We start from the raw sequence: 26,907 nt of genomic DNA, 5'->3' as shown, positions 1-26,907 counted from the left end.
CTGGGTATGTTTTTGTCGTTAAAAACATTGTACCGTAAAAGGACTGTTATATGGCCTTTTTACTTTTACACAATTATACGGACTTTATCAAAGGAGGTAATAGCTAAAATAGCTATTACCTCCTTTGATTGGCCATTATCAATTTGTTCTTGTGATGTATCATTATTATCTGTAGGTTGTTGCTCATTTCCATTGCTACATGATTTAAACAACAATATTACTAAACCAATCAATAATACTACAATGACTGCTACTAACCATTTATTTTTTCTTTTAGCTTTAGTGTTCTCTTGCTGCTGTTCTAAATCACGTCTAAAATCACGTTCATTATAGTAATCTTCCGGTCGATTTCTTGTTGATATATTTTCATTATATGAATCTTTATTTTTTTCAACTCTACTTAAATTATCATTAACATAATCATGATATAATAATTTAAATTTCAAACCGAAAACTTTTATCGAATCTTCATCAGTTATTGTGTTTGTATAAAATTGACTGTTTACTCTACCATGTTTATCTAAAGCAATGATTCTTCCATCATTCTCTATTTTTAAAATTTTAGGGTACTCTCTGAAATCTCCTGATTTACTCATAACGATTACCTCCATAATAAATTAATTATCTATATCTTTATATATTCCACTTTGATAATCTTTTTTTATTCTATATATGGTTTGTCTTGATAATCCTACTTTTTTAGCAATTTTACTAATTGCCATACCTTGATCTAAAAAACTAACAACACGATAATATACTGCCTGTTTATGTGGGTCTTTAGCAATAGGACTATATAATTTGGGTCGCCCTTTATATATACCTTTAGATTTTGCAACAGCTATTCCATCAGCCTGTCTACGTCTGCTATCATTTCGTTCTTGTTCTGAAATCATTGCCAGTAATTGAATAATTAAATTTTTTAAGAATTTATCTAACAATTCATTACCGATAATTTCATTCATCATTGGTAGGCTTGTAATTATTAATCTAACATTTTTTTCTTTAAGAAAATCTACTGTTTTAATTACTTCATCATAATTTCTGCCTAGCCTATCTAATGCATCGACTATTAAAGTATCTTCTTCTCGTACAAAATTCATTACTTCTTGAAATACTGGTCTTTCTTTAATATTTTTTCCTGATTGTTTTTCAGTAAATATTTTTTCTGCACCATTTGCTTTCAGTACTTCAATTTGTCTATCTAAATTCTGATTTTTAGATGATACTCGGGCATAACCAATTTTCAAAATCTCACCACCTTTTTGTTACACCCTAATCATACAATTTAAACCTTATGTCACTTTGCTTGATATATGAGAATTATTTAACCTTATAAATGAGAAAAAAGCAACGCACTTTAAATAAGATTAAGTAGTTCAGTTTTGGAGTACAAAATGACAAAATGTACTTCAAAATGGACTACTTTTTTCATTTTAACTTACATACCAAATTACATACAAAATGATTTATAAAATGCAATTGAAAATGATAATTGAATGAAAATTTGTGATTTTGTGGTATTATGATAATATAACTTATAGAAAAAATTGCTTATTCAACTAACGGGCAGGATAATGAGAAAAGGTTTTTTGATAGAAATAAGAAATTAGATGGTAAATTAGTTAAAAAGGCTGTGTTATAAATGAAAGTTTCTTTGATTGCTGCGATGGATAAGAATAGAGTGATTGGCAAAGAGAATGACATTCCTTGGAGGATTCCCAAGGACTGGGAATATGTTAAAAATACTACAAAGGGACATCCGATAATATTAGGTAGGAAGAACCTTGAATCAATCGGAAGAGCCTTACCTGACAGAAGAAATATTATTCTGACGAGAGATAAGGGGTTTACCTTTAATGGTTGTGAAATTGTTCATTCAATAGAAGATGTTTTTGAGTTATGTAAAAACGAAGAAGAAATTTTTATTTTCGGAGGAGAACAGATTTATAATTTGTTTTTCCCTTATGTTGAGAAAATGTACATCACAAAAATACATCATGAATTCGAAGGAGATACTTTTTTTCCAGAAGTGAATTATGAGGAATGGAATGAGGTATTTGCCCAAAAAGGGATAAAGAATGTTAAAAATCCGTATAACTACTATTTTCATGTATATGAAAGAAAAAACTTATTGAGTTAACGGGTGCGTTAATTGAAGAAGAACAGTAAAGATAAAGCACAAGAGCTTGGGATTACTCCAAGCTCTTTTTGTCATTTGAAATAAATTATATCTTTCCAATCAAATTGTTTATCTGTAATCCCTAATCTTTGAGCAGGTGTCAAAACCTTTTTATCCGCTGATTTAAAAGGGCGACAAAAGTTGTAGTAAGTTCTTAGAATTGTAATCGCAAATTGAGCATACTTCGGATTGAAGTTAGCGTAAATATAGCTCTTCTTATCACCACGAGCTGTTGTTAATGGTCTTTCAAGAGATGATATATAACGTCTTATCTGTTGAATAAAGCTATTGGTCGAATGGTCATTAACATTTAATAGCATCTTTGCGATTTCGTTTGGTTCCAGAGCAGATAAATCCGTTCTACAATCAACTGAATAAAATCCTTTATCCTTAGTGGCTAATGGATGTTTGATAGGGTTATCGGCATATTTGCGATATCTTTCTCCATCTTTACTAATAGCCTCTTCGTGGAATTGATGACTTGTTAGTAATTCAGTTAGATAATGAGATGCCAAAGTCCGTAGAAACTTTGTTTTGAATCCTCTGATATCTCCCCAATCGAGCAGTTCTGCTTTTGCTTGTCCGAATTCTTTTAAGCATTGTTTTCTGCTTTTCGTCTTGTTAACTTGGCAAATAAAATGATGTGCATCGCTCAACCTTAATTCTTTCGTGAATACTCTATAAAAGGCGTTTCTAATAGAGAAGTCATCATCACTAATCATTCGCCATTCGTCGGCATTAACCATTTGTTTAATTAACCAATAGTGAGCAGTTGTAGTATAAGGAGCATCAACATTTAAACCATCGACAAATCTACTCCTATTAGTAATTTTCCCTAATTCGTGAAGATAAGCATTCCTATTTTCGCTATCGTTAGCGGATGGTTCTTGTGGATAATAAGACCAATCTAACCTATCATTTTTACGACTAAAAGTATTGAGATGGTCTTCTTTGAATTTTCTTGTATCTTCATTTAATTCATCCATTGAAATATTCCAATCATAGGCAACATCAGAACGGAACACATATCTTGATAAGACCTCAGCAGATACAACTATATACGTTTGCATATTAAGGTCTTCAAACCCCGTATATTTCTTTGAACCTTGTCCTTTCTTACGGACGTTATTTAGGTAGTAGTGCATCTTGTCCGTATTAAGCCACATCTCGTTAAATTTCTTTGTTTGAAGGGGTTGTGTCTCATATCGTTCTAAAAACTCCAAACAACGCCTATACAGCCACTCCAGCTTATGATAGTAGGTTCCAACTCCAATTCCTAAAATATCACAAGTACGACTGACTGAAACCCTTCCAACAACCATCTTAGCGAACATTGGAAGAATGGTGTTCTTTTGTTGGTGATAAGTAGTGGTTTCTTCTCTTTTTGGTAGAACATTAGTGAACTTCTTACACGCCTTACATTGATAGCGTTGAGATTTGCCCCTACTTTTCCCCCTTTTGTAAAATTGCTTCGGCTCATTGAATGGGGTTGATTCTTCTTCCGAGCAGCCTTCTTTATGAAATTGATAATCTGGCTCAACATCTTGGATGCTATTGATTTCTATAAGGCGTTTAATTTCTTCAACAACAGACCAATTAGATAAAGGGGTTACTGTACAGTTTTGCGATACACCTCTGCCAATAGGATTGTCATTGCAGTACATACCTTTATGACCTTTATCTTTGGAACTACCAGTCATTTTATATCGACTTGGTTTCCCTTTTACATCTTTGAATTTGTGCTGTTCTTTCCCAAAATTACAACAAAACGGATTGATGCAGTAATTATATTGAATGGGATATTCAGAACCGTTCCATTTAAAAGACGTTGGCAAGAACAACATTTTGTTATACCTTGTTGCAAATCGTTTTGGAGTTAATAAATCATATTGTTTAGCCCTATCTTTTAATTCTTCGTTTGAAATCGGAATTTTAACATCTACAATTTCATCTTCCTTCGTGGCTAATCTTTTAAGCTTGGTCATTGTCTATCAACCCACTCTATCTTTGATACCCATTTTTTCAACAATCCGCTTATTACTTCGCTTGTTGGCAATCCATTCAATAAACTTCTTATCGTCTAAAATGTTCAATAAGAATTCATCCACTGCTTCGCTTTCAGTACGCTCTGCATATTCAGCGTATTGCTTAACTATCACCCTTACTTGCTCTGATATTTCCCAATCCACAGACTTAGCGTTCTTATTTTTTGGCTCAAGAAATTGCATAGGAAAATGCACCCCTTTTTGCTTAGTAAATTGTAACCATTTTAACACACCAATTTGCATTCCTACAATAATTATTTCACGTTCGCATTTTTATATACATTTTAACTTACATTTTGTGGTGTAAATTAACAACAAACGTTGATTTAACAATAAAAAACGAGTATCAAATTCAGTTGCAATTTGATACTCATTTAGGTTTACATTTTCACTTTTTGTACTCCAAAACTGAACTACTTAATTATTAGTATATTACCTTTAAAACCATGTAGAGCCTTCTTTACTTTATAGTAAAGGAGGCTCTTAATTATTCAAAATAAATAGTATTATTATTTTGATAAATAGTAATTAATGATATCTTGAAGATCATTATTAAGTAGTGTTGTGATAGAGTCATCATTCATAAAATCTTCATAGATTTTATCTAGTATTTCTTCATCTTCAATCGCTGTAAAATGATGTACTAAACCTTTCACTATTGAAACGTAATCTTGCGCTGCTAAGCAACTAGCAACCGTTCGCCAATCTGATTGTGTAGTGTTATGGTTCATAGATAATCCTCCTTTATTTCAATGTCCATTTTTGACGTGCTTTAGGATTAAGCGGATGCATAATGTCATTCGTTGCTGGATTAATGAGCTTTTTTACTTTCTTTTTATGAGGTTTTAACATTTCCATCACTTGCTCAACACGTTCGACGACAACAGGTCGTTTCGCATAAGCACCATAAGCTAGAATCACTGTGTCACTTTCACTAATTGCTTTCATTAAATGTATGTCCGTGTGTTTATCGTAAGGTTCTTTATCTTTGAGATGCTTTATACTCATAGGTGTTTTAATATTAGAGAAAAGATTAACGAGATAAACAGCGCCATATTGCTCAGAATTAGCTAATTGATTGAGGATAAGAACAGTTGTGAGATCGAGTGATAATACACCATCTAAATGAGGATACATCGTTATCACTGTACAAGCGGGTTTCTTTTCATCCCATGTCTTTTTGAGTAAGTAGCGATGTTGTTCATCATCGCTAAATATCGCTTCTGTGTGTATCGTACTTTTGATTGTATTCATATATCGTCACTTCCTTTAGTATTCTTCTGGCAAAAGCATCACATAATAAAAAGCGTCTACATCATCTTCTCGGATGACGTAGACTTTCTTAGGTAATGCATTTTGATTTTTTATATAGTTTGTATAGTGATATTCCAATTTGTATGCGGGTTGTTCTTGTTCATGTGTGATTGTGAGTATATTTTCATCTTCTTGCAGTCTAAAGATGTGTAGGTAATCTGTATAGGGTTGATTATCTCTTTCTTTCACCATATTCCAAAGTAATATTTGAAGCTCTAGAGATAGGTGTTCACTAATGCCTCTTGTGATGTATCGATTGATGTTCATACTATTTTCCTCCATTCTGCTTTTCTTTCATGATGTCAATCACTTCGTTAATGACTGTAACAGATAGTTGAGCAACCTTGATCCAGTTCATAATTACTCGCCCCCTTTTTGTAACAAGTAGCGTTCATCAATAATAATTTGATGAGTGTCATTTAAAAATATAAAGTCTAAATCAAAATTATCTAAATAACCTATTGCTATTAATTCCTTATCTAAATAGCATAAGAAAGGATAAATACTGATTTCATGTAATTCATCGTTATAATAAGTAAATGTGTTCAATATTTTATGTTCGAGTGGACTATTTTTAATATGTTTTTCAGGTAATACATCTTCTGCCACCGCGTCTACGGTTTCACAAGCCCAAGTTTCTTGATGATTTAATTTAAATCGTTCAGTAATATACGTTTTAAGTTGTTTGCTTAGCGTCATTATAATGACCTCCTTAATTAATAATGTGTACTCCATAAATAAAATATATATTTATAAAATATTTCAAAATTCCTTCACTTTTGTCACTCTAAAAAAGTGGTAAAAGTGATAAATTTTCAATCCTATTTTCATTTGTGACATTTATCACAAAGTTAAATTTAGGCATAAAAAAATTCCCACAATCCTTTTTAATGGATTGTGGGATAAGACTTTCGTCAATTTTATACCTTACAAGTTTTACTTGTTTATCTGTCGTAATTTCAATTGAATCAATTAACACTTTCATAAGTTGATTTTTAGCTTCGGGTGTAGCCTTTCTTAAGTACACGCTGAATCGTGTTATCATCAAAGTGAGTCGTCCTTTTAATTTATCAAAATTGGGTATTTCATCCTGTGATTGATTTGCTTGTTGCGCTTCTTTAATTTGTTGATCTAATACTTCTAACTGTTGATTCATTTGACTTTGTTTAGCTTTTAACATTTCGCTATCCATTTGATCATCTAAGAACAATTCTAACAATCGTTCTTGTTGTGTTTTAATCTTGGCTTTTTGTTTTTCCAAACTATCAATGTCATATTTAATTTCTGGTTGGCCACTGTGCTTTTGTTTCAATTCTTCGATCACATTTGACGCAATCTGCTTGATAATATCTGGTTGAGATAGAATACGATTCAAATGAACATTAATTACACGCTCGACTACTTCTGCATTGATGGAATTACTGTGACATGCTGAACTCCCGGAACGATTGAATAAGGAACAAATGTAATAACGCTTGATTGTCCGTTCTTTGGACTTTTTGGTTTTATAATAAGTCCGTCGACATATCATATTATTACCGCATTCTGGACATTTAATAAGGCTACGAAGGTAAAAATCTCCGCCAATAGGTCTGCCTGGTTTAAAACTTTTAGATGCTAATTTCTCATGAACTTGATCAAATACTTCTTCACTTATAATGGCTTCATGTTTCCCTTTGACCAATATCACATCATTTTCGTCACTTTTACCACTTCTTCGTTGAACTGACCAGTTTTGATGATTATTGAATCTAACAAAACCTTTATAAACAGGGTTGTTCAGAATATATTTGACACCAAATACCGAAAATGGATTTTTTTTGATGGTACGATATCCTTTTTTGTTCAATATTGTTGTAATTGCCTTAAGTCCTTTATTATGATTTAAATACAAATCGAATATTTCTCGAACAATGTTAGCTTCATTTTCTTCTATGACTAAATCGTTTTTCTGTGTCAATGGATTAAATGATAATTTGTAGCCTAAAACTCTACCTGTGATTGCTTCTCCACTACGTGCTTTTGCGTTCATTGACATTTTCACATTGCTGATTAGCGTTGAACGTTCTATAGAGCCTATTAATCCAAACATAGTCACGAGCACTTCCCCAGAGGCATTGGATGTATCAATATTCTCAGAAATCGATTTATACCCTACGCCATGCTCTTTGAATTCATGAATAATATTAAACACGTCTCTCATTGAGCGAGAAATACGATTCAATTTCCAACTTAATACCATTTCGATTTTATTATCCTTAACATCTTGTAATAGACGTTTCATTGCTGGTCGACCTTCAATATTTTTACCTGATATACCAGAATCGATATAAGTTTCATAGTCATAACCTGGATAGTTTTTCACAACCTCTTTGATAAGCACTTGTTCTTGTTCATGGATTGAGTACCCATGCTCCGACTGCTCTGACGTACTAACACGTGAATAAAGTGCAATTTTACCCTTCATATCATACCGCTCTCCTTTTATTAAATTATTGCTACAGACTACTGGTCTTGTAACATCATATAGATAATATATATTTATAATTTCGTTTCATTTTTATCACTTTTACCACTTAATCATATGAGTACTACAGGCAACTGCCTGTAGTACGTAATTAGCCTTACTTACCTTTATTGAGACGTTCTTCAATGATAGGTACAAGCACTTCTACAAATGCTTCAATTTGTTCATTATTCATCGTCAAAGTCCTCCCAATCAAAATCCAAATTCTCTTCATCTAATGCCTCATCGTCTGTTATATTTTCATTTTTATCTAATGAAATAATATTATCTTTTTTCGAAATATCATGAATCTCTTTTTTATCGGCTTCTTTCCAACCTAAATCAATCCAATAATCGTAGCCATTGTATAGTTTGGTTTGAGTATCAAAGTTTGCTTGAATTAACTGATTAATAACCTGAGAACTCACCTTTATTTCTTCATTAATAACTTTATTTAACTCGGATACTTTGATTCGTGATCCTGGTTTGATTTCTATAAGTTTTCTGAGTAAATTAATACACGCTTTCTGATTTGCAATACTTGCTGATTTACTAGAAACAAATTCATATCCAAAATTTAACCAATCGTGAGTAATTTCAGTGACACGACTATTTTCAAGGTACTCGATTTCTGCTTTTACAATCTGTTGATACACATACATCAAGTAAAGAAAGATTTCTTTCTTCTCACTCTGGAGCTTATCAATCAATGAAGTGTCCGCTTTTTCAACATAATATTCACATGGAATAACATTAATTCGACGCTCCAAAGCTTTCGCATGTTCAGCAGGAAAATTAAGTACCGCATTTGTACCAAAAACAAGTTTCAAATCCAAAGTGACCTCCACTTGAGTTTTTCCTTTACGATCAACATGCATTGATTCTACAGATAATAACTTTTTGAAGTCATTTACAATCTTTTCTTGAATCCTAGATTGCCCAATTTCATGACTTGCCATTAGACTTTTGTCAATTAAACTTTCCTTGTCAAAACGACCTTCAAGCTCATTAAGTGCCTTAGACACAATATCTTTACTATAGAAAAATGATTTAACTAGTTCAATATATACAGATTTACCATTCTTAGCTCCACCGTATAATATGAGACCCCTACGGTATTTAGTATTAGCTGTAAGTAATACTGCTGTATGTTGGAAAAGAAAATATTGTAAATCATGGTCATAATTCGCAAGTTGTAACATATATTGGTTAAAATAAGGCGGTATCTTATCAGTAATTACATCATTTGTACTTAATGATAAATTCAATCGTGTTTTTGGGAAAATATCGATTGAATTTTTAACGACTTGAAACGTATTAAGATCGAACATATTTTCACCACAACCAATATAGTGCTCATTCTCAACAAGTTCTTCTACATCTGTTGATTTTTGCAATCCATCTACGACATTTCTTAGAGTACTTAGTGAAGGCTTATAATCTACAAGCAATACTTGTATCATTTTAGATATCAAGTCTTGTAATTCATCTCCATTTATCTTTTGCCACCCGTTATCTTTGAAAACAAACAGTTCTGAATTAAAACGTTTGATATGAAAAACCTTTATCATCATTTCCATGAGTACTGTGTCATTGGGATTCTTCTTAATACCAAAATAGCTATAGATGTTAGGTCGATAGTCCGTATCTTTTGAGATGTTAAGTCGTAACTGATCGATAAGTTCGTTATACACGGTTTCACCTTGAGCCGTTTCTTCTATTTCATTGTCATTATTAACAGGAATAGTTAGGATAGCAATCAGACCTTGACGGTCGATTGCCTCCTTAGCCACACTTATTATTTTAGTTAACATTTCGAATATACTGGTCATTATAATATGCCTCCAGTTTCATTTAATGGTGCTACATCGTGTACATAATAATTACCATTATATTGACCAATATGGATTAAATGCTTTCGGTCAATGTAAGGTTCATACGTTTTATGACTCAGGTTATAGTTGCTATGACGTTTAAGCCAATCATGAATTGACAACTGATTAGCGCTCGGTTTTGTTGGAATATTACGATTCGCATATACAATCTGATTGTTCACTTCAATTTCATACGTGAATTGGTGCTTTATTTCACCTGAGAAATCTGTTTGGATCACAGAATGTAACGTAGCTACATATATATTATTTTCTTTGATTGGTGTACTACTTGGGATGTGTAGGCTTTGTCCTCTATCATTATTCATGGTCTACGCCTCCTATTTCTTCCACTGTCACATGTGCAAATTCACCATTGAACAACTGGTTAGCCGTATATTTCATTAACTGACCCACATTTTGTGCAATTTCTTCATCTTCACATTCAATCATAATCGCATCGTGTATCGGTATTATAATCTTGAACGTTTTTTGATCACACTGTGCTTTGTACACTTTTAGCAGAATGTGCTTGAAAATATAACTCGCTACAGTTTGTACGTAGATTGCCATAATACTGCTACCTTGAAATGCGCTCATATCATGTTCAATGCCGTAAGGCATAGGCATGGTTTTATGCTCTTCGATTTGTTTCTTAAGTTCAATGACTTTTGTAAATTGGCTGACCGCATCCAACCATTGCACTTCACTTACATAATGTTTCAACTTGAATTTAGGACTATTGAAGTTGCCACCAAATAGAAACGAACCAATAAATGCACGTTTAACAAATACTCGTAGCTCATCTGGTAAGTCTAATTCACTTAGCAATGTGTCATACAGTCCGTCTTTCTGATTTAAAAAGTCAATCAGTTTTGAATCTTGAGTCATGTACGCTACAACTGATGGTTCAAACGATTTAAAATCGACTGTATACACCTTCTTAAATTTTGAAGGTAAAATCGTATGTTGTACTGCTTTAGGTAAGCCTTGAAGATTAAAATTTTTAGTTGTAATTCGATGTGTTCGTGTACCAATCAACGATAATTGCGTATATAATCGATTCGTACCATTTAATGCCTGTTCTAACCTATCAAATAGCTTTTCGATCTTATCAGAATGTTCATCATTCTTGGCTCTTTCAAGCATTGTTGCTTTGATATCGGGTAATTTATCGATATTAAGCGAAATAGGTTCTGATTCAATCTCTTCCTTTAATGATTCCAATCCTTGATGTACTTCCACGTATTGGTCTAACTTAGCTTGTTCATCAGCTAAAAGTGCATTATATTGTTGATCTAGCTGCTGACTGAATTGTTGTTGCAATTGTTGAACGTCATCTTGGTTAGATGATTTGTCCATTAACCACTGCTGTGTTTTGTTACTTTGAGTCAACGACATCAGTTTGTCTCTTGTCTCCATGTAAATCTTCTCCTTTATAGTTAAAAGTGGCGCGCTCACTTTCAACTTAAAATTTGTTCAAAACGTTTTGACAAGACAATCTTAATACTAAATAGAGGTCGTTGATGAAGTGGCAAAAAAATTCAAAAAAATTCCCACCAAGCAAATAAGCTCAATCCCTTTATATGAGGGATTGAGCTTATAAATTATTAATCAACTTTCTACTTAACTTCAATTAGAGCTTTTCCGGTTATTCCTTCTTTTTAACAGTTGATTCTTAAATTGCTTCATTAACATTGCCATTGGGATGTTATTTTCGTGCGTCTTAGTCACTTCAATTTCATTATTATATGCATTATAAAATGATTTATATTCATTAATATAGCCATTTTTCATATCATTATAATGTTCAGTCTTATTAATGTATCGGTCTATCAATGTTACAACTTGCTGCATATCATCCATAAAATATTGAAACATTTCATTGTCTATGTATGAATGACTTTTCTGATTTAATACTGCTGCAGAATGAAAGTCTAATCGTTTACGTAACTCTAGTAAATGCTTTCTAATTTGTTCATCTTCATTAAAAAACTCAATATTGTCATTAATGACCTTTATCTTATTATCGAAGTCATATTTTTTAGATTGTTTATTTAAATTTTCCTTTTTGTTAAGCTCTTTATCTATCATCTTCGATACATCTCTAAGGAAATAATGCTCCATATCTCTAAATGTTTTTGTTCTATGATGCGGTTTAGCATTTCTCATTCCCCATCCATCCGCAGCTCGTTGAACTTTATTTAATATATTAATCAATAACCAATCTAATTGTTCATCTCTATCATATATAAATGCTCTCTCTTCATCTATACCTTCAGTTATTACATTATCTGTTAATTGATTTACAAAATAATTATATCGAAAATCATGCTGACTTGACCTTTCACTCGTTTGATGATGTTCATTAATTCGTTCATTATATTTGCTTTCTGAAAATGATGAATAAATAGTTTCGTGTATAGCAAGTGCAATTTTGTCACTTAATTCCACTTGTTTATCTATAGGTAATTGACTCATTACTTCAGAAGCTAATTGTAACTTATTGTTTATTTTACTCCCTGAATCAAACACTTTTTTTACATCTTGGTATGCTTTTTGTGCATGTATATGTAACTTTAATGGTTTAAATTCAATTTTATCTATGTCATTCTTAACATTTTTAATAAAATTCGCATATTGGGTAATATCAATATGCCCTATCGCATCTTTTCTCAACCTTACATCTTTATCCGTAATTGCTTTCGGTATATTATCATCTGTCATATTATTTAATAAGACACATAATATATCAAAAGCAACACCGTTGAAACTATATGCAGCTCTTTCGCTCTCGCCAGAATTTTTTTGGAATTTCTTCATATCAACCTTATAAATATCAACTAATTTATCAATTCTTTTCTGTAATTGAGCTTTATTTTTAAGACCTAAAGCTTTCTCAAGATCTTTTTTTGTATATGTTTTTTGAATTCTTTCTCTAAAAGTATTTTTCGTCATAATCTCAACTTTCCTTTTACTTTGTTTATATTAAACGCCTTACTAATATTATTTATCTTTAAACAAGAAAAATTAATATTTACTTTCCATTTAAAATTTCTATCGACTGCTCTAAACACTTTAGCATACCATCCATTATTTCCTTAACTTTTTGAGATGTAGTGAAATCACCAATACACGCAGTAACCATACCGTTGTCATAGTTAGTTATACCTGAAGATATATACTGTGGATGTTGATTATGGGTAATGTCGTGTCTATGTTTAGCTGCATTTTCAAACTCATGGGAATTACGGATTTTATCTAGTGCATAAAATTTTAATGAATCTTTATCTTTAAGTTTATTTATTGCTTTATGAAAACTAATTTCATGACTTTTTAATTGTATATCATAAATATTTACTATAATATGTCCCAGTAACTCAAATATGCTAAACCCTTGAAAAAAGAAATATTCAGAAAAGTAATTAAAATTAAATTGTTTAGTAAAGTCTTCGTCTTTAAAATTAGGAAAAAATTCAACTGATTGTCCTTTTGAACCAGGTGACTTATACCAAATTTCATCAGGTATACGTTGATTATAGTAGAATAACATGTATGTATAATTTCGAATTAGAAGGTTCATGCGATTAAATAACATATTTTGCCAATACTCGATTTCGTGACTTTTTGTTAAATCAAAAAATGAATCAGTTTTCTCAAAATCAAAGGATAAGTTTTCTAATATAGAGTAATTAAATGGGATCTGATCATGCAAATCATTCATGTTAGCAGATTCAATATGTTGTAACGGATGGATTATATTTGTCATTATAGCAAACCTCCTTTTGTGCAATATTACTATTTATAATCTAATTTACACACCAAAATATTAATAATTTAAGGCTACTTAACTTGTATATTTAATATTATATATATTTGTCTGGACGCTAAGCTTTGGTTTCACCTTCACATACTTTTCTCAAAGAAGTTATAGTGTTTTTTAATATCTGCCTTTTATTTTATTTAAAAAGCGTTTCCACTTTCTTTTAATAATACTTATTTTACTTTCTCTACCAAGTTTAAATCGTTTTCTAAATTGATCTTCAAATGAATCTAAATATCGTTCATAATATAGCACTTTTCTTTTATATTCATGAGTGAAAATATTTTCAAAATTTAAGTTTTCTTCATTATCCACACAAAAATCAACCATATTATTCAAATAACTTAAATCGCTTTCATATTCATGGACACATTCTATAGTTTTGGCTACAAAATCATAATCAAAAAATACCTGGTTAGTGCTAAAAATATTATTAAAATCATGTTTTAACTCTTCCATCAGTCTGACATGTTGTTTCAGACTTAAAAGTTTTCTATAATTTATATTTTGCAAATAAAGATCTTGATATTCTTGATTTAAATCTTTTAATAAATCTTGATTAACTCTTTCAAAAGTTCCTTCTTGTGTAAATGGAGTTCTGTACGCTCCTATCATTTTCTTAACTGAAATAAAACATTCTGTATAAATTGGATAAAGTGTTTCTAAATTTAACTTTGTATTAGCAATTCTGGTATCAACGTATAACCTTATCCATTCTTTAGAGCCATATAAAACTACTCCAGTTATCAATGCTGTCCATATATTATTTTCCATTAATTCACCTCATATTATATTTTTTACAACCTATTTTTTAGCTTTATTTATGATACGCTTCTGCGTATCGTTTTATACTGGGGTTTTTATAATAATAATGGTCCTTACATTTTCAAAGACTAAATTCACGTGTAGACATATTGAATGCGTCTTATTAGGATCTAATCTAATCAAACAAAAATTTAAGAGAGAAATCATATCTACAGGTTTTTTAACCAGAAGATTATTTTGATCTATTTCAAAAATTTTCAAACCGTTCTTAAAAGTGTATTTTTATAAAAGTATGATAAAAGAGAAATTTTAGTCGCTTACTTCGTTTCAAGATATTACTGATACAATAAGGTTAAAAAATCGGTACGTTTAACAGAACAAGTGTAGGTATTATAATAAACGTTTTTGATTTTGATGAAAAATAAGCTGTTCAATTTTTGATTGAACAGCTTTACCTAGTTATCCTTACTTTTATTCTTTTACCCTCAAAAGGCGGAGAGCATTCAGTATTACAATAATAGCAGCTCCTGTATCACTTAATACGGCCATTCATAGTGTAAGTATTCCCAAGAATATCAGAACAAATGCCGCCAACTTTATTGTGATGGAAAACCAGGTGCGGTTGGGAAAATCCCCTTCCTGCGATTACCGTTCACAAACGCCCAAAAAGAGCAACTGGCTCTTTTAGCTCTGGGACTGTCTTGGCATAGAGAAGGTAAAACCTTTCCCACTTAAAAGAACGGAAAAAGACGCTCTGTCCTGGCATTATCTTTGGCTCGACGCTTGCCCCCATACGGATATTAATCGTTTCGAAACTTTTAATACAGTCAATTTAACTTTTGAATGTAAACTGGCTGCCTTAAGTCACTGTTTATGATTTTATGCTTCCCATGCTCTTTAATTGCTTATTTGACCGCCCGTATGATAAAAACGGTATGCAAGGCATTGTTTTTACTCATAACATCTTTATTAGATTGCTCTGTTTTTTAGTGTCCAATGTTATGGGAACATTGTAGAATCCACACTTCAAAGTTCATTCATGTCAATCGATTCGTTCATTATTTAGATCTTAATAATCGAAGTCCATTTAGTATAACAACTAAAGTACTTCCTTCATGAACAATTACACTGATTGTAATATCAGTTAATCCTAACAAACTAACGACAACTAAAAAGGCAACAACTGCCATTGAAAAAATAATATTTTGCCTAATAACACGACCCATATTTGAGGAAATTTTATGAGACTGTACTAATTTAGATAAATTGTTCTGCATTAAAACCAAATCAGATACTTCTACTGCCACATCAGTACCGCCCCCCATAGCTATACCAACATCAGCATTAACAAGGGCCGGTGCATCGTTCACACCATCTCCAACCATGGCAGTAACTCCAAATTTTTCTTTTTGTTCTTCTATAATTCTGGATTTATCTTCAGGCATTACATTAGCGATAACTTCGTCTATTCCCAATTGTTCGCCTACAGCTTTTCCCGTCATTTCCGAATCACCAGTAATTAAAGTCGTGTGGATACCAAGTTTCTTAAAGTAATTAATTGTTTCTTTAGCATGCTCATTCGGAATATCCATTAGAGCTATAATCCCAATAACTTCTTCATTTTCTGCTACGTATACAACCGTCTTTCCTTCTGATGCCCAATCATGATTGAACTGGGTATACTCTTCAGAAGCACTTTCAAAAGAAGTAGGCTTACCAATACGATAATTTTTTCCATTATAATCTCCTGTCAGACCTTTTCCAATTTGATTAGTAACTTCGATGTCTATTTTATTTTTAACTTCAAATTTTTCTAAAATAGCATTAGCGAGTGGGTGATTGGATTCCTTTTCAAGGGCGACTATAATATCAATAATATTTTCTTCGTTCACAGAATGAGTGAAATAGTAATTTGTTACTTTAGGTTCTCCGTTCGTAAGGGTTCCTGTTTTATCGAAGGCAATTGCATCTATATCCGCTAATTGTGATAGGTAAGTACTTCCTTTTGAAAGCACGCCTTTTTTAGCTAGGTTAGATGTTGTAGACAATGTTACAGATACAGTAGCTGCTGCCAAAGCACACGGTGAAGCTGCGACTAAAATCACTAATCCCCTGTAAACACTTTGCGACCATGTCCAATCAAATAGAAAAGGAGCAAGTAACATTACTAATGGTATTGCGATTAAAACTATATTAACATATTTAGGCTCGAATTTTTGAATGATACTGGCAGCTTTTGTTTGATTATCTTGGTTTTGACTAACTAATTGTAAAATTTTAGAGAATACAGTATCCTTGTTTTCCTTAGTGACTTCCATAGTAAAAGTACCTGTTCCATTAATCGTACTTCCAAAAACTTCGTCACCCTTAGATTTCTCTTTCGGTATACTTTCTCCATTAATAGAAGATTCATCAATTGAGGTAGTACCGGATAAAATAATCCCATCAATTGGAACTTGATCACCGTTCAGCACTTGGAGTTGATCTCCAACTTTTAATTCACTGACATCAACAATTTTTGTGTTTCCATCAGGTAGGATTAATTTAGCTGTCGTTGGGTTCATTTCGAGTAGCTTAGTAATTTCTCTTTTACTTCTTCCTTCAGCGTAATCTTCAAGAAAATGAGCGCCGGAAAAAATAAGTATCAAAAGGGTTCCTTCCCAAAAACTCCCTATCAGAGAAGCCCCGATTGCAGCTAATCCCATTAGAATATGAGAATTAGGAGTGAATTTTCCCTTTAATTTAGTATTTTCAACTGTCTCTCCAATTCCTTCGAGAATAATTACATGGTAGCCGGCTGTGATTGTGGCAATTGAAAATAAGATGTTTTGTATTAATAAATTTGCATCACTTAAAAAAAGCCCAATTATAGCCAACACTAAGCCAATAAAATATGAAATAATTGGCATTTTTCCGTGATCATGATCATGACTATGATCGTGGCTATGACTTTCGTGTGCTTGTTGCTCTTGAATATTTTTCATTTCTATCACCTTTCTAAATAAATATGATATATCGGGTTCCAATATATTCGCAGTAAGCTTTACTAAACCAGGACGTTAATTGACCACATCCAAACTTTTTGTATCCAATAATACATCCTATGAATTTATCAACCGTATTCACTAACCCTCTCTGCTACACCCATCTCACTTTCCTTCGAGATATCATACAACGCTTTCCATTCTGTTTTTTTGTTTTCCATATCCATTGCAAAACCCCCTTTTCATATGCCTATAATATTGTTATATGATCATATAACAATATTAATGACGTGAATTATTATTAACACTCATTACTGGTTTACGGAATACTAGTGATGACAGGCGTGATCGATCGCCTGTTTTAGCATATTCATAGTATGTTCATCATCATGGGAATAAAACAATGTTGTGCCTTCCCTTCGGAATTTTACTAACCGTAAATTTTTCAAGAACCGCAATTGATGGGAAACTGTTGATTGTCTAAGATGTAGCGTTTCAGCAATACCGTTTACCGAATACTCCTTATAAAAGAGCAAATGGAGAATCCGGATTCTCGTAGGATCACCTAACGCTTTAAATGTTTGCGATACGACAAATAATGTTTCATCATCTAAATCCTTATTATTTACTTCCTCTAATTCCTTTTTTTCTTCCATTATCCTTCCCTCACTTTAGGTTTCAATTCAAAACCTTATATATAATAATCACTATTTATCTACATATATTAATATATGTTCATATATATGATATAACCATCTGAATAAAAAATCAAATAATATTTAATATGAATTCATATATTTTGTTTTGATTTTTTAGAGTAAAATAAACAAAGCCTTTTTAAGAATAGTGGGATGAGTGCAGTATGGATGATCGGGCGTTAGCTTCCGCACTTGTAATTGGTGTTGGCGGTGGACTCGCTTGGATAATGGAAGGTTTTCAAAGTGGTCATGGCTTTATTTATTCATTATGTGCAGGCCTTATAATTGGCTTATTATTTTTTGAAATGATTCCGGAAAGTATTGAATTAGGCGGGTGGGTAATTTTACTCGGTGGAATAGCAATAGGCTTAGTATTATTCCAATCCATTCATCTATTAATGGATAAAATTACAATTATCACTAATAGTCATCAAAAAGATATTTTCGTTCGATCGGGGGTACTTTTAATTATCAGTATAGCAATTCATAATTTCCCTGTTGGCAATATTCCTTTATTTGTGTAATTTGACCATTAATACTAAATTTATCAATGTCTTGAGAAATTATTGAAACTCTAACATAACATCCTACAGATTTTCTTTTCATTTCTTTCATATTTTTCATCCTTTCATTAATTAAGCAATCGATGATTGCGTAGCTTGGTTTACAATGTTTAGCGGTTCATTTTTGAAATAGATTCCCACAAGGCTTTTGTTTTTAGAAATATGAATTTCATCAATATATCGGTATAACATGCTTAACGTGAAGTGTTGTTGAATTACATTTTCAAAAGACTTTTGAATTTGTTGCTCATTTATTGATAGTGTTGGTTTTGATTGTTGAAGTAACGATTGAGATTGTTTTCTGAACGTTTCTGCATCGATGGCTCCTTTAGCTAATTTATCTATCAATTGTTCTTGTGTAAGTGTGCTCCTAGTTTCTAGGGCCCTTTGTTTTTTGATCCGTTTTTGAATTACATCATTGGTTTAAAGATAAATTGAAGGATGAAACAAATAATACTGGTATTCGTATGTTTAAGCGCTATGCGGCTATCACTACTTCGGCCAAGATTCTTAGTCATGTTTTATCTACAGATATTGATATCACTAAAATAAAAGATTACTTTATTGATTATCATACTCATACAGTCTCTGAACGATCACTGGCAGATAAAGCGATTGAAGTCGTTACGCAATTTGTAGCACAAAATCGTGGTAAGTTTTCTGATGACACAGCGTTAAAGAATATGATTGAGAATTATGGACTAATTGCCTTAAAAGATGATTATATCGAAGTCAAAATCATTGCGACTGTATTTAAAGATATGCTGAAAGAACAGCACTTTCAGGATGTCAACAATGTCGTGAATGCACTAAGAGATAAAGGTTTTATTGAATCTGACCGTGATCGAATTACGACAAAACGAACAGTTAAAGATGACTATGGTAAGAAACAGTCACTTGTCTTTTACCATTTAAAACTAGATTCAGAATATGCATCTATTTTTGGTCTAACTAAAGATGCTGAACCTATTAAAGCTAAAATTAACTTGGATAACAAAAAGATGCTTGAATCATGGAAAAAACAGAATGATGATTTAATTGATTTTTAATAACTTAAAGATGCAATCGTACAGGAGTAGATAAAATGGATGAATTGATTGAATTACTAGCTGATTTAGTTATTGAAGAGTTACAGAACGATAATTAATCATTGCGGTCCAACGTGCTTTTAACACGTTGGACCTTTCATTCTAATTCATTCATAAACATATATTATCTCTATGGAGGTGTATAACATGGAAGAAGCCGTTGCTTACGTACGTCAAAGTACACTAAAACAACAAAGTTTAGCGACTCAGAAATCTCTCATTTTGAATACTGCTAAGCAATATGGATGGCCTAATGTGACGTTTTATGATGATAAGAGAAGCGGTCGAAATACGAAACGGTCGGGTTATCAAAAGATGGTAGAAATGATTACGTCCGGAAAATGTAAAGTATTGTGTTGCTATCGCTTGAACCGACTACATCGTAATTTGAAAAATGCCATACAATTCTTTGAAATTTGTAAAAAGCATCACGTCACAATCATCAGTGTTAACGATGGATATTTTGATTTGTCTAAAGAGTTTGATTGCTTTCGCTTGAACATACTTATGAGTCTAGCGGAAATGGAATCAAACAATATCAGTGAACAGACACGAAATGGGATAAGAGAAAAAGCCAAACAAGGTAAGCTAATCACAACTCATGCACCTTTTGGCTATCGTTATAGACAAGGTCATTTTGTTGTACATGAAGAAGAAGCGTATACAGTCAAAGCTGTCTATCGCTGGTACTTACAAGGTCTAGGCTACAAAAAAATTTCCCAACATTTAGATAACAATCCTAAGCTTACTCCACGTAAGCCCTATCAAGTTAGAAATATTCTCTTGAACCCTAACTATTGCGGTCGTGTCATCAATAAGTATGGAACATTTAATGATTTAGTACCTTCTATTGTCGACATTGATACCTTTGAACAAGCACAGCAACGTCGCTTGAATAAACATCATAAACAACACATTTCTGAAAACAAATTAAAGAAGCTACTTAAATGTCCTTACTGTCAATCAACATTAACAAACTTAACAATAAAAAAAGAACATCATTCTCTACGTTACTATGTCTGTCCTAAAAATATGAATGAAGCTTATCATACGTGTCCATTTAAAGGTATCAATGCGCAAATGATTGAAACAGAGGTCCTCAACACTTGTAAAGCATATTGTAACAATCAGTCATTTCATGACAAATTAAATGAGACAATACTAAAAGCTCTAAAACGCCAACAAATGAAACACAGACAATCACATCTAACACAAGAACAACTCATCGAAAAGCTAGCACAAAATCAAATTGATATCGAGACGTTTAAACATTTATCTGCTGGCTCTGAAAGTGAAGAACGTTACTCTAATTATTCACATAAACAAATTACCAAAACAATCCGTCATATAATCAAAGATAAATTGACATTAGAAACCATAGCACCTTTTATCGATTGCATCAACATAACTCAAACTAAACAATTACAAGGAATCTACTTTAAAAATAGTCCACTCAATATCGTTGAACAATCACACTTAATAATATCTGAAAGGAATGAAGTCGTATGAAACAACTCAAAAAGAAACGTATTGGATTATATGCACGTGTATCAACTGAAATGCAAACGGATGGTTACAGTATTCATGGTCAATTAAATCAACTTACAGAGTATTGTCAATTTCAAGGTTATGAAGTCGTTGATGAATATACCGATCGTGGTATATCAGGTAAAACAACACAACGTCCTGAATTACAACGTATGTTAAAAGATGCTAAAGAAGGTAAATTAGATGGTATTATGGTATATAATACTACTCGTTTAGCTAGAAATACCTCAGATTTATTAAATATTGTCGAAGAATTGTATGAGATTAATGTTGAATTTTTTAGTCTAACTGAAAAAATAGAAATTGCGAGCTCCACAGGTAAATTGATGCTCCAAATCTTAGCGAGCTTCGCAGAATTTGAAAGAAACGTTATTGTAGAAAACGTGTTTAATGGTCAAAGACAACGTGCCATTGAAGGTTATTACCAAGGTAATTTGCCTCTAGGCTATGATAAAGTACCTGACAGTAAAAAAGAGCTCATGATCAATCAACATGAAGCAAATATTGTTAAATATATTTTTGAGTCATACGCTAAAGGTCATGGTTATCGTAAGATTGCGAATGCATTAAATCACAAAGGTTATGTAACTAAGAAAGGTAAACCGTTTAGTATTTCATCCATTACCTACATCATCTCAAACCCTTTTTACATTGGAAAAATACAGTTTGCGAAGTATAGACACTGGAGCGATAAGAGACGAAAAGGACTCAATGAGGAACCTATTATCGCTGACGGTAAGCATGCACCTATTATTGATAGAAACTTATGGGATAAAGTACAGTTTAAACGCCAGGAGAGTCGCAAGAAACCACAAGTCCATGGTAAAGGGACAAACCTACTGACTGGCATTGTAAAATGTCCGAAATGTGGTGCAGCAATGGCGGCAAGTAATACAACCAATACATTAAAAGATGGCACTAAGAAAAGAATCAGATATTACTCATGTAGTAATTTTAGAAACAAAGGTTCTAAAGTTTGTTCAGCCAATAGTGTTAGAGCAGATATATTGGAAAAATATGTTATGAACCAAATATTGGAGATTATCAAAAGTAAAAAGGTAATGAAACAATTGGTTGAAAAAGTAAATGAAAGAAGTCAAATAGATGTCTCTTCTTTGAATCATGACATCGCTTATAAACAGTCACAATGTGAAGAAATCAAAGCCAAAATGCATACACTAACGAAAACGATCGAAGACTCACCTGACTTAGATAGTGTGTTGAAACCAACAATACTTAGCTATCAAGATGAGTTGAATCAAATAAACAATCAAATCCATCAACTAGAACAAGATAAACAAGTGGAAGCTCCACATTATGATGCTGATATGATTGCCAATATACTACAAACAATATTCAAAGATATAGACAAATTAGAGAAATCTCAATTGAAATCACTATATCTAACAGTCATCGATCGCATTGACATAAGAAAAGATGAGCATTGTAAGAAGCAATTTTACGTTACACTCAAACTGAATAATGAGATTATCAAACAACTATTTGATAATCATCCACTTGACGAAGTGCTCCTTAGCACTTCGTCTTTATTTTTGTCCCAAACATTATATCTTACTATTTATTAAAAGAAGTGAGTATAAAAGTTAACTGAAATAATAAATAATTAAAAATATAGTAGATACAATTATAAAAATTAGATAAAATTAATTTGTTAAATTTTAAATATTACAAATAAAGGGGAAAAATGAATGAAAAAAATTATTAATATCTTATTAATTGCGATACTTTCAGTCGTCTTCATTGGATTAGTTTTATTTGTTCTTAATTTCGCTAAAGATATGTGGAGTGACAGTGATACTAAAATTGTTGATAAACATCAACATGAAACGTCTAAAGATAAAAATAACAAACCTTCAGATAGTTCTTCTCAAAATAATAGCAATGAACAAAGCACCACTACTAGTATTGAAGAGCAAGATAATAGCACTACTTCTACTAATAACAATGAAAATCAGTCAATTGAAACAAATACCTCTCAACAACAAGCTAGTACAAATAATCAACAAAACAGCACTACAAATGAAAATTCTGAAAGTACTTCTAACGTAGACGATATGTCAAACAAAGAATTGATGGATTACTATACTCAAAATATGAGCGAAGATGATAAAAAAGTCGTCGAAGGAAGATTTGAATATCAAAAAGGTAATGAATACTCAGACTATATTAGAGATCAATTAAAAAGTAATCCAGATGCTATCAATGCTACTAAGTAAATAAGGAGTAAAATATGAAAAAAAATTATTAATATTCTATTAATTGCAATACTATCAATCGTATTTATTGGTTTAGCTTTATTTGTAGTAAATTTTGCTAAAGAGTCTTTTAATCACAATGAAAATAAAGAAGACCAAAAAACTACTCAGCAAAGTACAAAAAAAGATAAAAAAGAAAATAAAAACGATAAAGATGAAAATAGTAATTCACAAGAAACGAACAATAATGAAAGTAACATCTCTTCTGACGATGAATCTGCAAATAATAACGCAACTCAACAAGATACCGCTCAGAACAATAATACACAAGAAAATAATCTGCAAAACAATAGTAACAATGAACAAAATACTGCTCAAACAAATAATACTAGTGAAAATAACACTACTCAGCAAATAGAAGGCCAAGAGGAACCTCCTGGAAAAAATAATTTTAATCAAGATGCTGTAAATAGATCTCTTGATGAAGCAGCTCAAAATCCGGAGCAATTTGATGAAGATGGAGATGGAAAAATTGAAGATAGCGAACGAACAGTAACTACAGATTTATTAGAATCTCAAGGAAGATTAAAAATATATGGTGAAGAGGACAGCGAGGAAGAACAATGAAAACTGCAATAAAAATATTAAGTATATTAAATTAGATAATTTATCTAAAGATGAACAAGCATTCATAGGTTATAATCCAAACAATCCCCGCGGAGATGTAGGTAGTCCTAAACCTGTATATTCAGATGATGATACCGGCTCTAGTGAAGAAGATTAATAATACCAATTGTAATATTAACGAAGTGCCCTCAAGCACTTCGTTTTTTCTTTCTTTAAAGTTTCTAACTAAGTTTAAGAATTCTCTTTATCAATTTCAATAACACTTATCTAATGAAACAGTCATTGTCGTAAAATTTTTCATAACTACACGATGCTTATATTGAAATTGCTAAAGAACATCCCACGATGATTTTTTACCGGGAAATGAATGGGATTTGCTTACTCGATGAAGCAGAAGGATTGTGCAAGCACAATCCCAAAATCCCGTTATTCTTTATAAATAAATAATATATATAAGGAAATAGTGACCCAGCACAATTATTAATACTTATAAATAATGAGTTGATTGTTAGTCAAAATGAGTGGGATTCCGGGATTTCCTTGTTACACCAACGTTTATCCCGGGTTTTTGATTGGAATTTTCTCATATTCCCACCGGGATTCGTAATAAATGATAAATCAAATATATATTATCTCAGTGATGTATATGAACTACATCACTATCACACTATCTAGGAGGCAATGATATGGAAACAATCACTCAAGAACTCAAACAATATATAACTCGTCTATTCCAACTATCTAACAACGAAACATGGGAATGTGAAGCACTTGAGGAAGCAGCAGAAAATATACTCCCTACTCGTTTTGTAGAGCATTCTCCTCTTGCTCATCTTACACTTGAAACTTATACCTACTATAACGATGAGCTGCATGAGCTAAGTATCTATCCATTTCTAATGTACGCCAATAACCAACTCATCAGCATTGGTTATCTGGATCATTTTGATATGGATTTTCTCTACCTCACTGATACTAAAAATACGATTATCGATGAACGTCATCTACTAAAAGAAGGAGGGAATCACCATGAATAATTGGATCAAAGTGGCACAAATATCTGTTACAGTCATTAACGAAGTGATTGACATCATGAAAGAAAAGCAAAATGGAGGAAAATAGTATGAAAATCAATCGATACATTACAAGAGGCATTAGTGAACACCTATCTCTAGACCTTCAAATCTTATTTTGGAACATGGTAAAAGAACGGGATAATCAACCTCATACAGATTACCTACACATTTTTAAACTGCAAGAAGATAATAATATACTGTCAGTCACACATGAACAAGAACAACCCGCATACAAATTGGAATATCACTATACAAACTATGTAAAAAATCAAAATGCATTACCTAAGAAAGTCTACGTCATTCGTGAAGATGACGTAGACGCTTTTTATTATGTGATGCTTTTACCAGAAGAATACTAAAGGAAATGATGATATATGAATACAATTAACAGTACAATACACACAGAAGCCATATTTAGCGGAGATAAAAAACACCGCTACTTACTCAAGAAAACATGGGACGAAAAGAAACCCGCTTGTACAGTGATAACGATGTACCCTCATTTAGATGGTGTATTATCACTCGATCTCACAACTGTTCTTATCCTCAACCAATTAGCTAATTCAGAACGATACGGTGCTGTATATCTTGTAAATCTATTCTCTAATATTAAAAGTCCAGAAAATCTCAAACATATCAACGAGCCATACGATGAGCACACAGACATTCACTTAATGAAAGCAATTAGTGAGAGTGACACAGTCATTCTAGCTTATGGTGCTTATGCGAAGCGTCCAGTTGTCGTTGAACGTGTCGAACAAGTAATGGAAATGTTGAAGCCTCATAAAAAAAAATTAAAAAGCTTATAAACCCAGCAACAAATGAAATCATGCATCCACTCAATCCTAAAGCGCGTCAAAAATGGACATTGAAATAAAAGGAGGATTATCTATGAACCATGAAACCATACAGTCAGACTGGCGAACGGTTGCTAGTTGCTTAGCATCGCAAAATTATATTTCAATTGTAAAAGGGCTAGTACATCATTTCGCAGCAATTGAAGATGAAGAAATATTGGATAACATCTATGATGATTTTATGAATGATGACTCTATAGCAACCGTACTTAACAATGATTTACAGACAATTATTAACTATCACCTATCAAAGTGAACATTATACTAAATACTAATTATAGTGAAAACAGAGCATCCTTCACTTTGCGGTGAGGGATGCTCATGAATTTATTTTTTATTTTTTAAATTATTATTTTAATAACAATGCCAACAATATTCTTCGATTATGGATGAAGGCTAATATATTTATTATACTACCAGTTAATTTGGGGTATATATACTTTTTTCACTAATATTTCTTTTTGTTGTTTTCAGAGCATCCTTATATTTTGTATTCCTAGCTAGTAAATTCATCAATAAAAAATAAGTATATTTATCACTTAAAACAGTGAGGATAAATGAGTAATCTCTAATTAGTACATATGAAAAGAATAAAATATCAATATTTTATAAGAGAGTCTCATTGATAATAGCCAATTTTGCAAAGCTTTATTTTGAGTAGTAAATCTTAAAAGTTGATTTTTACTATTAGGATGTTTTATTTTTCAAAATCCACGTCTTCTAACCATTCAGTCACGTATTTTCTAT

General features: G+C 31.9%; 26 protein-coding genes and 3 pseudogenes. 11 read left to right on the top strand and 18 right to left on the bottom strand.

Translation table 11 applies throughout. The annotated features are described in order from the left end of the window. Positions 1 to 65 precede the first annotated feature (65 nt). Together KA828_RS05365 and KA828_RS05360 are read right to left on the bottom strand one after the other, a co-directional pair. Positions 66 to 596, bottom strand: coding sequence for a hypothetical protein (locus KA828_RS05365; RefSeq protein WP_210125650.1), 531 nt, complete (start codon positions 594 to 596; stop codon positions 66 to 68). A 21-nt stretch (positions 597 to 617) separates the two neighbouring features. Next, positions 618 to 1,247 (bottom strand): recombinase family protein, encoded by a 630-nt coding sequence (locus KA828_RS05360; RefSeq protein ID WP_031588345.1) that lies wholly within the window; start codon positions 1,245 to 1,247, stop codon positions 618 to 620. Positions 1,248 to 1,642: 395 nt separating this feature from the next. Between KA828_RS05360 and dfrG the strand changes: the two genes are divergently transcribed. Then, positions 1,643 to 2,140 carry a trimethoprim-resistant dihydrofolate reductase DfrG gene (gene dfrG, locus KA828_RS05355; protein ID WP_193838860.1) on the top strand — a complete coding sequence of 166 codons (498 nt, stop codon included), beginning with the start codon at positions 1,643 to 1,645 and terminating at the stop codon, positions 2,138 to 2,140. 71 nt (positions 2,141 to 2,211) lie between these two features. Here the strand turns inward: dfrG and KA828_RS05350 are convergent, their stop codons facing one another. From KA828_RS05350 to KA828_RS05280, 15 genes are all read right to left on the bottom strand, one after another. Next, positions 2,212 to 4,164: a hypothetical protein gene (locus KA828_RS05350; protein WP_000163792.1), complete on the bottom strand. Its 1,953-nt coding sequence runs from the start codon at positions 4,162 to 4,164 to the stop codon at positions 2,212 to 2,214. A gap of 6 nt (positions 4,165 to 4,170) precedes the next feature. Continuing rightward, on the bottom strand, positions 4,171 to 4,407 hold the full coding sequence (locus tag KA828_RS05345; protein ID WP_001159903.1) for a hypothetical protein: 237 nt from the start codon (positions 4,405 to 4,407) through the stop codon (positions 4,171 to 4,173). A 326-nt stretch (positions 4,408 to 4,733) separates the two neighbouring features. Then, positions 4,734 to 4,955, bottom strand: coding sequence for a hypothetical protein (locus KA828_RS05340; RefSeq protein WP_210125648.1), 222 nt, complete (start codon positions 4,953 to 4,955; stop codon positions 4,734 to 4,736). Positions 4,956 to 4,968: 13 nt separating this feature from the next. Then, complete coding sequence (locus tag KA828_RS05335) at positions 4,969 to 5,478, bottom strand: DUF1643 domain-containing protein (protein WP_210125646.1); 510 nt, start codon at positions 5,476 to 5,478, stop codon at positions 4,969 to 4,971. A gap of 15 nt (positions 5,479 to 5,493) precedes the next feature. Then, a complete protein-coding gene (locus tag KA828_RS05330; protein ID WP_210125644.1) occupies positions 5,494 to 5,805 on the bottom strand; it encodes a DUF960 family protein in 312 nt (103 codons plus the stop codon). Between the two features lie 93 nt (positions 5,806 to 5,898). Beyond that, positions 5,899 to 6,237, bottom strand: a complete 339-nt coding sequence (locus KA828_RS05325) for an SAUGI family uracil-DNA glycosylase inhibitor (protein WP_210125642.1) — start codon at positions 6,235 to 6,237, stop codon at positions 5,899 to 5,901. 88 nt (positions 6,238 to 6,325) lie between these two features. Next, positions 6,326 to 8,005: a cassette chromosome recombinase CcrC gene (ccrC, locus tag KA828_RS05320; protein WP_210125640.1), complete on the bottom strand. Its 1,680-nt coding sequence runs from the start codon at positions 8,003 to 8,005 to the stop codon at positions 6,326 to 6,328. 227 nt (positions 8,006 to 8,232) lie between these two features. Next, positions 8,233 to 9,876, bottom strand: coding sequence for a DUF5906 domain-containing protein (locus tag KA828_RS05315; protein ID WP_210125638.1), 1,644 nt, complete (start codon positions 9,874 to 9,876; stop codon positions 8,233 to 8,235). Beyond that, complete coding sequence (locus KA828_RS05310; protein WP_210125637.1) at positions 9,876 to 10,244, bottom strand: hypothetical protein; 369 nt, start codon at positions 10,242 to 10,244, stop codon at positions 9,876 to 9,878. Before KA828_RS05310 ends, KA828_RS05315 begins: the two co-directional genes overlap by 1 nt. Further along, entirely contained in the window at positions 10,237 to 11,337 is a 1,101-nt protein-coding gene (locus tag KA828_RS05305) for a DNA polymerase (protein WP_210125635.1), read from the bottom strand. Before KA828_RS05305 ends, KA828_RS05310 begins: the two co-directional genes overlap by 8 nt. Positions 11,338 to 11,547: 210 nt before the next feature. Next, a complete protein-coding gene (locus tag KA828_RS05300) occupies positions 11,548 to 12,873 on the bottom strand; it encodes a DUF6038 family protein (protein WP_210125633.1) in 1,326 nt (441 codons plus the stop codon). Between the two features lie 79 nt (positions 12,874 to 12,952). After that, positions 12,953 to 13,684, bottom strand: coding sequence for a Cthe_2314 family HEPN domain-containing protein (locus KA828_RS05295; RefSeq protein WP_210125631.1), 732 nt, complete (start codon positions 13,682 to 13,684; stop codon positions 12,953 to 12,955). 171 nt (positions 13,685 to 13,855) lie between these two features. Further along, positions 13,856 to 14,512 carry a hypothetical protein gene (locus KA828_RS05290; protein ID WP_050958479.1) on the bottom strand — a complete coding sequence of 219 codons (657 nt, stop codon included), beginning with the start codon at positions 14,510 to 14,512 and terminating at the stop codon, positions 13,856 to 13,858. Positions 14,513 to 15,561: 1,049 nt separating this feature from the next. Beyond that, positions 15,562 to 17,487: a heavy metal translocating P-type ATPase gene (locus KA828_RS05285; RefSeq protein ID WP_017175150.1), complete on the bottom strand. Its 1,926-nt coding sequence runs from the start codon at positions 17,485 to 17,487 to the stop codon at positions 15,562 to 15,564. A gap of 329 nt (positions 17,488 to 17,816) precedes the next feature. Continuing rightward, the gene (locus KA828_RS05280; RefSeq protein WP_000391495.1) at positions 17,817 to 18,143 is read right to left on the bottom strand and encodes an ArsR/SmtB family transcription factor; all 327 of its coding nucleotides are present in this window, start codon (positions 18,141 to 18,143) and stop codon (positions 17,817 to 17,819) included. Between the two features lie 206 nt (positions 18,144 to 18,349). On the opposite strand from KA828_RS05280, the gene KA828_RS05275 reads away from it, so the two are divergent. Then, on the top strand, positions 18,350 to 18,709 hold the full coding sequence (locus tag KA828_RS05275) for a ZIP family metal transporter (protein ID WP_017175149.1): 360 nt from the start codon (positions 18,350 to 18,352) through the stop codon (positions 18,707 to 18,709). Positions 18,710 to 18,820: 111 nt separating this feature from the next. Here KA828_RS05275 and KA828_RS05270 read toward each other — a convergent pair. Beyond that, positions 18,821 to 19,159 (bottom strand): annotated as a pseudogene (locus KA828_RS05270) (cassette chromosome recombinase CcrA); the annotation flags it as partial. A gap of 8 nt (positions 19,160 to 19,167) precedes the next feature. Here KA828_RS05270 and KA828_RS05265 point away from each other — a divergent pair. The 9 genes and pseudogenes from KA828_RS05265 to KA828_RS05225 form a co-directional block, all read left to right on the top strand. Next, positions 19,168 to 19,797: pseudogene (locus KA828_RS05265) on the top strand (cassette chromosome replicative helicase); the annotation flags it as partial. 186 nt (positions 19,798 to 19,983) lie between these two features. Further along, on the top strand, positions 19,984 to 21,345 hold the full coding sequence (gene ccrA, locus KA828_RS05260) for a cassette chromosome recombinase CcrA (protein WP_070442253.1): 1,362 nt from the start codon (positions 19,984 to 19,986) through the stop codon (positions 21,343 to 21,345). Further along, on the top strand, positions 21,342 to 22,970 hold the full coding sequence (ccrB, locus tag KA828_RS05255; protein ID WP_100442605.1) for a cassette chromosome recombinase CcrB: 1,629 nt from the start codon (positions 21,342 to 21,344) through the stop codon (positions 22,968 to 22,970). Before ccrA ends, ccrB begins: the two co-directional genes overlap by 4 nt. Positions 22,971 to 23,093: 123 nt before the next feature. After that, a complete protein-coding gene (locus KA828_RS05250; RefSeq protein ID WP_100442606.1) occupies positions 23,094 to 23,621 on the top strand; it encodes a hypothetical protein in 528 nt (175 codons plus the stop codon). A gap of 574 nt (positions 23,622 to 24,195) precedes the next feature. Continuing rightward, complete coding sequence (locus KA828_RS13125) at positions 24,196 to 24,384, top strand: hypothetical protein (protein ID WP_232726261.1); 189 nt, start codon at positions 24,196 to 24,198, stop codon at positions 24,382 to 24,384. 529 nt (positions 24,385 to 24,913) lie between these two features. Further along, positions 24,914 to 25,264: an SAUGI family uracil-DNA glycosylase inhibitor gene (locus tag KA828_RS05240; RefSeq protein ID WP_210125627.1), complete on the top strand. Its 351-nt coding sequence runs from the start codon at positions 24,914 to 24,916 to the stop codon at positions 25,262 to 25,264. An 86-nt stretch (positions 25,265 to 25,350) separates the two neighbouring features. Next, a complete protein-coding gene (locus KA828_RS05235; RefSeq protein WP_210125625.1) occupies positions 25,351 to 25,662 on the top strand; it encodes a DUF960 domain-containing protein in 312 nt (103 codons plus the stop codon). A 15-nt stretch (positions 25,663 to 25,677) separates the two neighbouring features. Then, positions 25,678 to 26,180 (top strand): annotated as a pseudogene (locus KA828_RS05230) (DUF1643 domain-containing protein). 14 nt (positions 26,181 to 26,194) lie between these two features. Beyond that, positions 26,195 to 26,416, top strand: coding sequence for a hypothetical protein (locus KA828_RS05225; RefSeq protein ID WP_210125622.1), 222 nt, complete (start codon positions 26,195 to 26,197; stop codon positions 26,414 to 26,416). Positions 26,417 to 26,907 lie beyond the last annotated feature (491 nt).

The sequence above is a fragment of the Staphylococcus sp. GDY8P85P genome (genome assembly GCF_017892405.1).
Lineage (GTDB): Bacteria > Bacillota > Bacilli > Staphylococcales > Staphylococcaceae > Staphylococcus > Staphylococcus borealis.
Note: the sequence above shows the minus strand (reverse complement) of the source record. Positions and strands in the feature narration are given on the sequence as shown.

Excerpts from the sequence above, each read along its gene's own strand:
- KA828_RS05290 (WP_050958479.1), bottom strand. The coding sequence starts at position 14,512 with ATGGAAAATAATATATGGACAGCATTGATAACTGGAGTAGTTTTATAT.
- KA828_RS05365 (WP_210125650.1), bottom strand. The coding sequence starts at position 596 with ATGAGTAAATCAGGAGATTTCAGAGAGTACCCTAAAATTTTAAAAATA.
- ccrC (WP_210125640.1), bottom strand. The coding sequence starts at position 8,005 with ATGAAGGGTAAAATTGCACTTTATTCACGTGTTAGTACGTCAGAGCAG.
- KA828_RS05315 (WP_210125638.1), bottom strand. The coding sequence starts at position 9,876 with ATGACCAGTATATTCGAAATGTTAACTAAAATAATAAGTGTGGCTAAG.
- KA828_RS05235 (WP_210125625.1), top strand. The coding sequence starts at position 25,351 with ATGAAAATCAATCGATACATTACAAGAGGCATTAGTGAACACCTATCT.
- KA828_RS05325 (WP_210125642.1), bottom strand. The coding sequence starts at position 6,237 with ATGACGCTAAGCAAACAACTTAAAACGTATATTACTGAACGATTTAAA.
- KA828_RS05335 (WP_210125646.1), bottom strand. The coding sequence starts at position 5,478 with ATGAATACAATCAAAAGTACGATACACACAGAAGCGATATTTAGCGAT.
- KA828_RS05345 (WP_001159903.1), bottom strand. The coding sequence starts at position 4,407 with ATGCAATTTCTTGAGCCAAAAAATAAGAACGCTAAGTCTGTGGATTGG.
- KA828_RS05275 (WP_017175149.1), top strand. The coding sequence starts at position 18,350 with ATGGATGATCGGGCGTTAGCTTCCGCACTTGTAATTGGTGTTGGCGGT.
- ccrA (WP_070442253.1), top strand. The coding sequence starts at position 19,984 with ATGGAAGAAGCCGTTGCTTACGTACGTCAAAGTACACTAAAACAACAA.
- ccrB (WP_100442605.1), top strand. The coding sequence starts at position 21,342 with ATGAAACAACTCAAAAAGAAACGTATTGGATTATATGCACGTGTATCA.
- dfrG (WP_193838860.1), top strand. The coding sequence starts at position 1,643 with ATGAAAGTTTCTTTGATTGCTGCGATGGATAAGAATAGAGTGATTGGC.
- KA828_RS05340 (WP_210125648.1), bottom strand. The coding sequence starts at position 4,955 with ATGAACCATAACACTACACAATCAGATTGGCGAACGGTTGCTAGTTGC.
- KA828_RS05305 (WP_210125635.1), bottom strand. The coding sequence starts at position 11,337 with ATGGAGACAAGAGACAAACTGATGTCGTTGACTCAAAGTAACAAAACA.
- KA828_RS05225 (WP_210125622.1), top strand. The coding sequence starts at position 26,195 with ATGAACCATGAAACCATACAGTCAGACTGGCGAACGGTTGCTAGTTGC.
- KA828_RS05280 (WP_000391495.1), bottom strand. The coding sequence starts at position 18,143 with ATGGAAGAAAAAAAGGAATTAGAGGAAGTAAATAATAAGGATTTAGAT.
- KA828_RS05250 (WP_100442606.1), top strand. The coding sequence starts at position 23,094 with ATGAAAAAAATTATTAATATCTTATTAATTGCGATACTTTCAGTCGTC.
- KA828_RS05240 (WP_210125627.1), top strand. The coding sequence starts at position 24,914 with ATGGAAACAATCACTCAAGAACTCAAACAATATATAACTCGTCTATTC.
- KA828_RS05310 (WP_210125637.1), bottom strand. The coding sequence starts at position 10,244 with ATGAATAATGATAGAGGACAAAGCCTACACATCCCAAGTAGTACACCA.
- KA828_RS13125 (WP_232726261.1), top strand. The coding sequence starts at position 24,196 with ATGGTGAAGAGGACAGCGAGGAAGAACAATGAAAACTGCAATAAAAAT.
- KA828_RS05285 (WP_017175150.1), bottom strand. The coding sequence starts at position 17,487 with ATGAAAAATATTCAAGAGCAACAAGCACACGAAAGTCATAGCCACGAT.
- KA828_RS05295 (WP_210125631.1), bottom strand. The coding sequence starts at position 13,684 with ATGACAAATATAATCCATCCGTTACAACATATTGAATCTGCTAACATG.
- KA828_RS05300 (WP_210125633.1), bottom strand. The coding sequence starts at position 12,873 with ATGACGAAAAATACTTTTAGAGAAAGAATTCAAAAAACATATACAAAA.
- KA828_RS05350 (WP_000163792.1), bottom strand. The coding sequence starts at position 4,164 with ATGACCAAGCTTAAAAGATTAGCCACGAAGGAAGATGAAATTGTAGAT.
- KA828_RS05330 (WP_210125644.1), bottom strand. The coding sequence starts at position 5,805 with ATGAACATCAATCGATACATCACAAGAGGCATTAGTGAACACCTATCT.